The sequence below is a fragment of the Streptomyces sp. NPDC015139 genome (assembly GCF_043079785.1).
GTDB lineage: Bacteria > Actinomycetota > Actinomycetes > Streptomycetales > Streptomycetaceae > Streptomyces > Streptomyces albidocamelliae.
In genome coordinates this window covers 1-9,853 of sequence record NZ_JBIBUW010000048.1, presented here as the reverse complement: position 1 = coordinate 9,853, position 9,853 = coordinate 1, and the positions used below count along the sequence as shown (strand labels likewise).

At 68.8% G+C, this 9,853-nt stretch carries 10 protein-coding genes and 3 pseudogenes; 6 read left to right on the top strand and 7 right to left on the bottom strand.

Annotated features, from left to right (window positions below; genetic code table 11):
• Nucleotides 1–452: 452 nt before the first annotated feature.
• From ACF08B_RS41200 to ACF08B_RS41190, 3 genes and pseudogenes are all read right to left on the bottom strand, one after another.
• Nucleotides 453–872: a transposase gene (locus tag ACF08B_RS41200; RefSeq protein WP_392322163.1), complete on the bottom strand. Its 420-nt coding sequence runs from the start codon at nucleotides 870–872 to the stop codon at nucleotides 453–455.
• Nucleotides 873–874: 2 nt separating this feature from the next.
• Entirely contained in the window at nucleotides 875–1,876 is a 1,002-nt protein-coding gene (locus ACF08B_RS41195) for a hypothetical protein (RefSeq protein WP_392322166.1), read from the bottom strand.
• A gap of 62 nt (nucleotides 1,877–1,938) precedes the next feature.
• A pseudogene (locus ACF08B_RS41190) lies at nucleotides 1,939–2,172 on the bottom strand (IS1182 family transposase); the annotation flags it as partial.
• A 22-nt stretch (nucleotides 2,173–2,194) separates the two neighbouring features.
• On the opposite strand from ACF08B_RS41190, the gene ACF08B_RS41185 reads away from it, so the two are divergent.
• Nucleotides 2,195–2,464, top strand: coding sequence for a hypothetical protein (locus ACF08B_RS41185; protein WP_392322162.1), 270 nt, complete (start codon nucleotides 2,195–2,197; stop codon nucleotides 2,462–2,464).
• Nucleotides 2,465–2,562: 98 nt separating this feature from the next.
• On the opposite strand, the gene ACF08B_RS41180 is transcribed toward ACF08B_RS41185, so the two are convergent.
• Nucleotides 2,563–3,420, bottom strand: coding sequence for a hypothetical protein (locus ACF08B_RS41180; RefSeq protein ID WP_392322161.1), 858 nt, complete (start codon nucleotides 3,418–3,420; stop codon nucleotides 2,563–2,565).
• A gap of 346 nt (nucleotides 3,421–3,766) precedes the next feature.
• On the opposite strand from ACF08B_RS41180, the gene ACF08B_RS41175 reads away from it, so the two are divergent.
• The gene (locus ACF08B_RS41175) at nucleotides 3,767–4,060 is read left to right on the top strand and encodes a WhiB family transcriptional regulator (protein WP_392322165.1); all 294 of its coding nucleotides are present in this window, start codon (nucleotides 3,767–3,769) and stop codon (nucleotides 4,058–4,060) included.
• A 122-nt stretch (nucleotides 4,061–4,182) separates the two neighbouring features.
• Here the strand turns inward: ACF08B_RS41175 and ACF08B_RS41170 are convergent.
• A pseudogene (locus ACF08B_RS41170) lies at nucleotides 4,183–4,563 on the bottom strand (DDE-type integrase/transposase/recombinase); the annotation flags it as partial.
• A gap of 184 nt (nucleotides 4,564–4,747) precedes the next feature.
• Nucleotides 4,748–5,047, bottom strand: coding sequence for a transposase (locus ACF08B_RS41165; RefSeq protein WP_392322160.1), 300 nt, complete (start codon nucleotides 5,045–5,047; stop codon nucleotides 4,748–4,750).
• Between the two features lie 978 nt (nucleotides 5,048–6,025).
• On the opposite strand from ACF08B_RS41165, the gene ACF08B_RS41160 reads away from it, so the two are divergent.
• Entirely contained in the window at nucleotides 6,026–6,484 is a 459-nt protein-coding gene (locus ACF08B_RS41160) for a hypothetical protein (RefSeq protein ID WP_392322159.1), read from the top strand.
• Complete coding sequence (locus ACF08B_RS41155) at nucleotides 6,481–7,152, top strand: nucleotidyl transferase AbiEii/AbiGii toxin family protein (RefSeq protein ID WP_392322158.1); 672 nt, start codon at nucleotides 6,481–6,483, stop codon at nucleotides 7,150–7,152. The genes ACF08B_RS41160 and ACF08B_RS41155 overlap by 4 nt, the downstream gene beginning before the upstream one ends.
• 8 nt (nucleotides 7,153–7,160) lie before the next feature.
• Here the strand turns inward: ACF08B_RS41155 and ACF08B_RS41150 are convergent.
• A protein-coding gene (locus ACF08B_RS41150) for an IS5 family transposase (protein WP_392322157.1) occupies nucleotides 7,161–7,969 on the bottom strand; the annotation gives its coding sequence in 2 pieces (ribosomal slippage) (nucleotides 7,161–7,615 and nucleotides 7,615–7,969; 810 coding nt in all).
• A gap of 109 nt (nucleotides 7,970–8,078) precedes the next feature.
• On the opposite strand from ACF08B_RS41150, the gene ACF08B_RS41145 reads away from it, so the two are divergent.
• Together ACF08B_RS41145 and ACF08B_RS41140 are read left to right on the top strand one after the other, a co-directional pair.
• Nucleotides 8,079–8,993: a transposase family protein gene (locus ACF08B_RS41145; protein ID WP_392322164.1), complete on the top strand. Its 915-nt coding sequence runs from the start codon at nucleotides 8,079–8,081 to the stop codon at nucleotides 8,991–8,993.
• A 325-nt stretch (nucleotides 8,994–9,318) separates the two neighbouring features.
• Nucleotides 9,319–9,555 (top strand): annotated as a pseudogene (locus ACF08B_RS41140) (hypothetical protein); the annotation flags it as partial.
• Nucleotides 9,556–9,853 lie beyond the last annotated feature (298 nt).

Below are 9,853 nucleotides of genomic sequence, written 5' to 3'. Positions count from 1 at the left end.
CGGTGACTTCAAAACTCGTGAACATCACCCGACTGTGGATCTGGGCGCCTCCCAAACCCATGAACAACTGACTTCACAACCCGTGAATAAAGCCAGGCGTCGGATGTGCCGGTGGGTGATCAGACAGGTCGCGAGGTCGGAGACCAGGCGATAGTTGGCTCCCAACGGAAAGTGACAAGGTCAGCCGAGCTCGATGCCTTCGCGGCTGGCGGCGACACCGGCCACCACTGGCTGGCCGCAGCGGCCAGCGCTGGAAGCCCCGCACAGCAGCAGGCGGTCCGGTCCGTGGGGGAGAAGCACCTGCACGAGCATCCGCTGGGCGCTTGCGTGCACCGCGTCGACTGCATCGTGATCCAGCGCGACGCCGACCCTATCGGCGCCAACCGGTCGACGAACACCAGCTGGTGGCGGCGCTTAGCTTGACTCTGTCGGGGATCTTGGAGTTGTTGAGGTCAGCTGCCCAGGGTTCGCCAGGACTTCAGCCGGGGGATCTCACGCTGGTCGAGGTAGTCCTGGAAAGCAGTCGGTCGGCGGGGCGTCGGGGGTTCCTCGGGCGGTGACAGTCCGCTGAGGCGCTCGATGTTCACGGCGATGGCCGTCAGGACGTGCTGGATGTGGGCCTTTCCCTGTCCTCGGTAGCGGCAGCGTCGTATGCCGTGCCCGTGGGCGAACTCGTTGACCGTGCTCTCTACTCCGGAGCGGACCGCATAGCGAGCCTTCCACTTGGGCGTCTGTTGTTCAGTGCGGACGCGAAGTTGCAGGTCGCGGAGCTCTCGCGGGGGAAATCCCACGGTGCGGGCGTTGTCGGCGGTGCTGGTGCACTGGGTGCGGGCCGGGCAGGGCCGGCACTGGCTCTTTTTGAACCGTGCCACGATCAGGGGGGCCGCGGTGGGCGAGGAGGTCGGGTAGGGGCCGTGCCAGCCCGCACTGACCTGGCCCGGGGGGGGGGGCAGGTGACCTGCTGATTCTCGTAGTCGATGTGGAAGTCGTCCCTGGCGAAGCCCTCGTTCCGACGCTGCTGGCGGGTGGGGTTGCTGCGCAGTGGCCCGGAGACGGTGACCTCGTGTTCACGGGCGGCTTGTTCCAGGTGGGGCAGGGAGGTGTAGCCGGCGTCGACCAGATGCTCGGCAGGGAGCAGTCCGCGGCGGGCGAGGCGGGTGTGGATGCCGGGCAGGACCTGGCTGTCGTGTGTGGTGGCCGCGGTGGTGGCCACGTCCGTGATCACGTTGGGGCGGTCGGAAGCACAGGTCTCGGTCAGATGGGCGGTGAACCCCTTCCAGCTGATGATGTGTCCGTGCCGTGCGTAGCGGGCCGAGGTGTCGTAGGGAGAGACGATCGCCCGGGACGAGGGTGGTAGTCCGGGGCCGCCTTCTGTCTCGGCCGTGCGCCAGCGCAGGTGTCCTGCGGTATCACGGTGGTAGTTATGCACCATGATCTGTCGCAGAGCCTGGACACGGGGACCGGACATGTGGTCCGCTCCGTGCCGGTGGAGGTGTTCCAGGAGCCGGACGGCGTCGTTTCCGGTCGTGAGGATTCTGGTCTTGGGTTTGGTGGGGTTCTTGCCCAGGCGGACCGGACGGCCGTAGCGGAGCCCCCAGTCCTCGTCGACCAGGTGAGGGGACGTGCCGGCAACTTCTTCGAGTGCGGCGCGGACGGTCTCGGTGATCAGTTCCAGGCGGGTCAAGTCTCGCACCGCGGCCAGGACGTGGGTGGAATCGGTGCGCTGCGGGGTGCGCTCGCGGGAAAGACCGGCCTCCTTGAGGCGCGCGAGTGCGAGGTCGAGGAGACGGTCGGCCCGGCCGCCCTCGGTGAGACGGTCTCGGAAGTCGGCCAGCACGTTGTGATGGAAACCGGGATCGTCCAGCTCCATGGCCATGGCGTACTTGAAGCGATGCGGCAGCGCACCGCCTCGGCGGCCTGCCGGTCCGAGAGGCCGAGCAGAAACTGCAGCACACAGACGGTGGCCAGCTGAGCGGGAGAGAGACCCGGACGCCCATCCCGCGAGTACCAGTCGGCGAAGTCCTCGTCGCACCACAGCCCATCCAGCCGGTCACGCACCCATATCGCCGTCGTACCCCCCGGGTTGCTCGCCTGCGCGACCTGCGCAGTCAGAGACGGGACTTGCTCACCGGAACGGGGACGGAGGGACAACGGCCACCTCGACAGCTGCATCGGTCATCGGAACTACCCGAGCTTGCCTGTTGCCCATGCTGCCGCACCGCAAAACTCCAAGATCCCCGACAGAGTCAAGCTGAGCAACGCCGCACGCCAGGACTACCCGGCGCCCGACACTCCGGCCACCCGCGCCGCCCGCCTCGCGGCCCAGCCCCGCGAACGGGCCCGCACAGCCGCCGCGAGCGCACCGGAGGCCGCGCCGCGCACCGATGCCGCCGCGCAGCAGCAGGCCCGCCACGCCGGGGTGCAGTCCGGCGTGCGCGAGGGGCTGGGACTACGGCACGCCTGAACACCCGGCACCACGGGCGGGTCCGGCATGGCCTCACGCAGGCCCGCCCACGGGCGCCGGAGCGCAGTTAAGGGCGCCGGGGCGGGGCAGGGGGATGCTTAGGCGTGGGCGGGTGCCTTCTCGTCGGACGGCGCGAGCTCAGCATCCGCGGCGGGCGTGTCGGTAGGGGACTTCTTCGCGCAGTACATCACCGAGCCCTGCTGGTTGGTCTTCTCGATCGACTGCTTCTTCACCAGCGTCTCCAGGGTGTTGCGCACGGTCTGCACCGACGTCGCCTGGTCGGGATGCTGCTTGACGAGCTCCTCGACGACCTCACGGGCCAGGCGAGGCTCCGTGGAAGCGGACACGATGGCGAGTACCAGGGCCTGCAGCGGCTGCTTCGCCTCGCCGGCCTGCGCCGGCACCGCCTTCTTCGCCGCTGCGGGCTTCGCGAGCGCGGGCTTGGCCGCCGCCTTCTTCACCGCGGTCGTCTTGCCCGTGGCGGGCTTGGCCGTCGTCTTCGTGATGGTGGCCTTTGGCGCTGCGGGCGCCTTCTTGCCAGGGCTCTTCCTGTTGCTGGCCGGGGCCTTCTTCGCCGCTGCCGTCTTGCCGGTGGTCCTCTTCGCGGCGGTCGCCTTCGTCGCGGCTTTCTTTCCGGCCGGCTTGGCCGCCTCCTGCCGGGGCTGCGGAACCGAAGAGGCCACCGCGTCCTCACCCGCCCCAGCTTCTTGCGCGGCGCTGCCCGCAGGTGTCTGGTCCGTGTCCCCGGCGACTGGAGCCGACGGCACGGAGAGGTGCTTCTGCCGTGCGACCAACCAGGTCTCATCCTGCAGGAGTTGGGCGAGCTGCTCCTGCAACTCGGAGATCTGAGCGGCGATGCCGCTCTGCTTCTCGCGGTTGGCTGCAAGGTCTTCGGCGCAGCGCTGCGCCCACACGCTCTGAATGGTGGTGGTGGTGGACTCGGACTCGGCAGCCACAGAAACACACTCCTTCTACCTGGGTTGTTGCTGCCGGCTGCTACCCACCGGCCACACTGTCAAGTTGCCTGCTGTCCCGAATCACTCCTGCGGGACGAGCCGTTCCACGAGCATCTGCGCGTTGCAGGAGAGGGGAGCCCACCGGGCCAGCACGCGCAGGAGCCGCCCGCGCAAGTGGTTGTGCGTCTGCCGAAGCCGAAGCTGCTTCCTGGGGCTCGAAGCCACCGCCGTGTCGCCGCCCTTGTGTGAGACATCAGCGGCAGCATCCGCTGATCACGTTCCTGCTTGGCCTCTGACCAGGCGATAGAGTGAAGTCCATGGCCGCAGCAGGCCGGGGAGGCAAGCCATGACGAGCAGGCTGGAGCACTGGCAGGAGCACGCTGCTTGCCACGGGTGCGACCCAGAGGAGTTGTTCGGCGACAGCCCCAGCCAGAAGCGGGTGAGGACCCTCTGCACCGGGTGCCCGGTCAGGACCGAGTGCCTGGCCGAAGCCCTCGACAACCGGATCGAGTTCGGCGTCTGGGGAGGCATGACGGAACGCGAACGCCGCGCACTACTGCGCCGCAGGCCGGACGTCGCCTCGTGGTGGAAGGTGCTGGACGATGCCCGCCACGGCCCCGAACGGCAACAAGCCGGCTGAGCACACGTCCACCTCGCCGGCACAGCCCGCATGTGAAGTTTCCCCAGGTGCGGGTGCCGATCTCTTCTTTGAGTAGGGCCCAAAAGCTCCGCGGCGGCGTTGTCGAAGCTCGATTCGGTGCGTCCGCAGCTCTGCCGCGGCCCCAACTCTCGTATTCGCTCCCGGAACTGGGCCGGCGGATAGTCGCTGCCGCGATCGCTGTGGATCACGCAGTCGGGCTCCAGCCCGCCCCGGCCGTGGGCCATGTCGAGTGCATCGACGACGAGGTCGGCGCGGTGGTGGTCGGCCATCGCGTAGCCGACGACCTCGCGGGTGGCCAGGTCCAGCCAGCAGGCGAGGTAGAGCCAGCCCTCGGCGGTGGGCAGGTAAGTGATGTCGCCGACCAGCTTGATCCCGGGATGCCCGGCATGGAAAACGCGGCCGATCAGGTCTGGGGCCGGCTTCGCTTTCGCATCGGGCCGGGTCAGCGAACGCCGCCTGCGACGGCTGACGTCGCGCAGCACGGTGATCTCGTGCGCGAGCGCGTCGTCGGCGGCCTGACGAGCGCGGCGGGCGACCTCGCCCTCGCGCCAGGAGTAGTAGGAGTAGCGGGCGACCTTCAGCACCCGGCACAGCAGGACGATCGGGTACGTCGCCTTCTCCGCATGGATCAACCGGTACAGCTCGCTCACCGGTCGTACAGCTCGCTCACCGGTCGTTCTCCTTCACGAAGAAGGCCGTCGCTTTTTTCAGGATCTCGATCGTCTGCTGCTGTTCGCGGACCTCCTTGCGCAGCCGCTTGAGCTCCTCGCGCTCGACGCTGGTCAGTTCACCGGACTCGCCCTCGCCCCGGTCCGCCTTGGCCCGGCGGTACCAGCCGCGCAGGGACTCCGAGCTGATACCGAGCTCCCGGGCAACCGCGGTGACCGTCTTGCCCGAGGAATCGACGAGCGCGACCGCGTCCCGCTTGAACTCCTCGGTGTACAGCTTCGTGTACTTGCTTCCCACCTGGTGCTACTTCCTCTGGAACCTCAAGATCCCAGTCTCCAGGTGTCCGCGATCAAGGGGAAGCTTCAATCCCAGGGTCGCCCACAAGGCCGGACCACGCAGCACGACAGGGCGTGACCGGCAAGGTCAGCAGCGCAGCGCGAAGGTCCGTCCGGCGCGGGCCGCGGGTCGGCGGATGCCGGCCCGGGCGGCCCGGGGCGCGGTGGCTAGGCTTCGTGTTTTGGGGCCGGGCGTGCGTGCCCAGCCCGGCCTCGTGGACAATACCGGGCGTGGCCGCGCGCTCAGTGCCGGTAGCCGGTGGCGAGCAGGTCGCCGCTCACCCAGCCACGGCGCCCGTTGCGGGATCCGGATTCCACCACGCCGTAGGCCCACCACACGTCCCGGACGGTGACGCCCCAGCACTCGGAACCTGTTTCTCAACCTACGGAACTCCGCTGCGGCTGCTCCAAGTCGGTTTTGCTGCTGAACTCCCGTAGCAGGGTGAGCATTTCGTCCTGATGAAGGCTCCAGGCATACGCCTACGGCGAAGGATCCGCCGCTCGGCGGCCGCCGGGCCGCTCTGGCAGCATGGAGTGCCTCCACCTCCGCGACGGCGGCGGCCGGGTTGGAGGCCAGTTTCCGTGCTGCGGTCTCTGCGTTCGGACGGGCGGTGTAGCTGCTGAGCGCGTTCACGTGGAGCTGGTCCACGACCTTGTGCTCTCCCTCGTGCTCGGCGACGGCGCATCGGACGGGAGACTGGGGGCATCGTCGGTGCATGACGGGACTCCATGTACCGGGGTGGGGCGGCGTTGGACGGATCTCGCTGGGGCGCCGGAGGGGCGGGGCAGTGACCGTGAGCGACTTGATCTTGATGTCGGGCGTGGCTGCCTGCGCGACGAGATGGCCCCTGCCGCCGGCCTGGCTGGCCGAGCGCCTCTGCTCGCAAGGTCGCCCTCTCCACCGTCGCCCCGCGCGGGCGGCAGCCGTCATAATGGGGGTATGCCCGCCACACCGCATTACCCAGTTCCCGCGCCGTCCCATGCGGGCGCGGTTGTGAGCTCCGGCTCGGGCGGCACGGATCTGGAGCTGTACCGGGAAAAATTCCGGCGCCGGCTGCCGGACTCGTTGGATGAGCTGCGGGGGCCTATGGAGGGGATCGTGGAGCCGCCCGCCACCGTTGTCTGGTCCGGGCTGCGTGCCTTCGACCTCGCCAGCGAGCGTCAGCGGATGAGCCTGTACCGCACCGTCCTCGCCGAGGGCATGCGCAAGGACCTGTGCGCGCTACTGAACCGCGACATCCTCCTGCGATCGTGGCCCACTCTGCGGATCCTGGTTTCGACCACGGTCCAGGGTGTGTGGGAAGACCGGTTTCCGGAGCTGCGGGCTCTGGCTGATGTTCCTCCCGCCCGGCCCCCGGCTCGCCGACGGCGTACCCACGAGGGTCCGGCGGCCGCGTGAGACTTCCCGACCTGCACGCCCGCCTGCTGGCGGACGTTCTGGCCATCGGCTCCCCGTACCCCCTGGTGATCACCGGCGGCTACGCCATCCAGGCCCACGAACTCCTCGCACGCCCGAGCCAGGACCTGGATGTCGCCACCGAGAACCCCGCACCGATGGAAGAGATCGTCCGCACCCTCGCTGACGGGCTCACCGCACGCGGCTGGCACATCGAGGTGATCGAGGTCGCCCCGCTCTCCGCGCGCCTCAACGCCACCGACACCCGCTCCGGAGCCCAGGAGACGTGCGAGGTGGACGTCCTCAAAGAGGTCTTCACCCGGCCGGCCGCCTTGACCGCCTACGGGCCGGTGCTCGCCGAGGAAGACGCGATCGGCACCAAGGTCCGCGCTCTGGCCGAGCGAGGCCTGGCCCGCGACGCCCTGGACGTCTTCGCTGCCTCGCGCCGCTGGCCCACGACCGATCTCGAGGAATTCGGTCGCCGCCACGCCCGCGACCGCTTCGACCTCGAGTCTCTTCAGACCCGGCTTACCGCCGTCGCCTGGCTCGACGACGCCGAACTCGAGGCGTACGGCGCGACCCCCGAACTGATCGACGAGCTAATGGCCTGGGCCCAGGAATGGGCCGATGACCTCGGCCGCCGGTTGCTCCGCGACCAGGACATGGATTAGACGCCGTTTCACTTGGTGAGTCGTCGGTAGTTGATGAGGCTGGTGGCGATGGCGGTGAATGCGAGGAAGTGCTCGGGCTTGCGTTCGTAGCGGCGGTGCAGGCGGCGGCAGCCGGCGAGCCAAGACATGGTCCGCTCGACCACCCAGCGGTGTCGGCCCAGTCGCTGTGAGGTGTCGGTGCCGCGGCGGGCGATGCGGGGTGTGATGCCTCGTTCGCGGAGCCATCGCCGCAGGTGAGAGTAGTCGTAGCCCTTGTCTGCGTGGAGTTTCGCAGGCCGCCGTCGTCGGGGACCGCGTCGGCTGCGCACCGGTGGGATCGAGGCGATCAGCGGCTGCAGCGCGAGGCTGTCGTGTGTGTTGGCAGCGGAGATGGCGACGGCGACGGGAAGACCGCTGCGGTCCACGACGAGGTGGATTTTCGATCCGCTCTTGCCTCGGTCGGTCGGATTCGGTCCGGTCAGCTGCCCCCTTTGAGTGCTCGGACGCTGACGGAGTCGAGGGCGAAGCGCGACCAGTCCAGCTCGCCTTGGGCTCCGAGTTCATCAAGGACGACGCGGTGCAGACGGGCCCAGACCCGGGCCTGGCTCCAACGGGCGAAGCGCCGGTAGACCGTGGGCCAGGCCGGCCCGAAGACCGGTGGCAGCTGCCGCCACGAGCACCCTGACGTGGCCACGAACACGATTGCAGCCAGGCATTCGCGGTCCCCGGCCCGTCGTCGGCCGCCTCCCTGCGCGCGTACGACCACCGTCTCGGGCACCACCCGCCGGAACAACTCCCACAGCTCATCCGGCACCAGCCGCTCAGCAAGACTCGTCATACCAACGCAACGACCCCGGCCGCCAAAGGAAACGACGTCTTACGAGCTGGTGCGTGATAGCGGTTGAGGTGTTCTGCCAGGCAGGTGACATGATCCGGGTGTGGCGATCATGGTCAATCGTGCGGTGTTATCGCATCGGCTGTTCACGGGGATCTCTCGACAGCATCTTGCCTGCCTGGCCGAGGAGTTGGCGGTGCCGTGGCAGGCCGGACTCGAGGGTCGACGGCATGCTGTTCGAGGCGGGGTCCGCAAGCGGGCCGCGGGTGCCGGCGCCCGCCATCAGCTGGTGTTCGTCGACCGGCTGGTGGCCACACTGATTCATCTGCGGCACGACCTGCCGCACTCGGTGCTGGGGCTGCTGTTCGGTGTCGACCGTTCCACCGTTACTCGGGCGATCGGAGAGGTGCGCACGCTCCTGGCGGAGCGGGGGTGCGCGGTTCCCGACCGTCCTGGCCTGCGGCTTCGGACGCTGACGGATGTGTTCGCCTATGCCCAGGCCGAAGGCATCGAGCTGCGGCTGGACGCCACCGAGATCCAGGTCCGCCGGCCACCGGCCGGCCGCGGCGGCCGGCGAGCGTTCGTCTCGGGCAAGAAGAAGCAGAACACGATGAAGGCCACCGTCATCGCCGACGATCAAGGCCGCACGTTATGGACGGATGCCCTGCGACCTGGGCGTATGCACGACGCCACGGCCGCCCGCAACGAGGGCATCGCCGTCTGCTTCCAGCACTTCCCCGACGTCGAAGTCCTCCTGGACGACGGATACCTCGGCCTGAGCCGCGACCATCGCGGGCAAGCGATCACACCGCCGAGAAAGCCCCGGCCGGGAGCACTGCCCGGCAGAGTCGAACAGTGGGAACGCGACCGCCACGACCACTCCTCCGACCGCATCACCGTCGAACACGCCCTCGCTGATCACAAACGCTGGAAGCAACTGACCCGCTGGAGCCACCGCCGCGACCGGCTGTCCGACACCTACCGCGCCATCGCCGGCCTCGTCGCCGACCGCACCACTACTGCCTGAAATCGGGCCACGACCAAGTCAAACACACCTCACCCGCTATCACGCACCAACTCGTTAGGGAAAGGCAGCCGCGCGGAGACATAGGCGGGACGAGCGGCGAGCTTTGAGGACGAGCGCGAGACCGTCCGCCGCGGCATTGCCAAGGTCCGGGCCGCGGCCGACTGGCCACCGCCGTCACCGTGACGGATCTCGACCGTTGCTGGCAATCGTTCCCGCGACGCTTTGACATCGAGCACATGTTTCGGCTGTTCAAGAAGACGCTCGGATGGACCAGGCCCCAGCTCCGCCGCCCGGAGGCGCTCGGCTCGGCGTCCCGGCCTTCGGCTTCACGGTCGAGCGGACCTACGGATGGCTCATGCTCCACCGGCGACTGGCCCGCGACTACGAAACCCTGCGCACCCGTTCCGAATGCTCGTGTGGCAGCGGCATGCAGCCCGGGCGAACCCGGCAGCGCCCTGACGGCCGGCGCCGTCCTCACATTGCGGCGTGGCCGCCCCCGGGTACCGCACGTGCTGGGGCTGCCGCTCAAGCCGCCGTCCCACGTCTGCTCCGTCTGCGGTGACTCCGGGCTCGATTTCCTCGTGCCCGGCCCTGGAAGCCATCAATCCGCCGACGGCGGCGTATCGGTGTTACCGATCCACCGCCCATCCCAGCCCCGGAGCCGGGGGTCCAGGCGGGGTCGATCGCGGCCAATTGGGCCGCGGCCCGCGCAGCCAACCGGCCCATCTGTCTCGTACCGCGTACCGCGTGGGAGTGGTTGAGCTTGCTAGAGGTTGTCCCGTAACCGGTGGGGCGGTTGGTGCGTTGGTTGGGCATGGGTGGGGTGATCTCAGCGGGTGATCCGAAGTGGATCGAGCCGT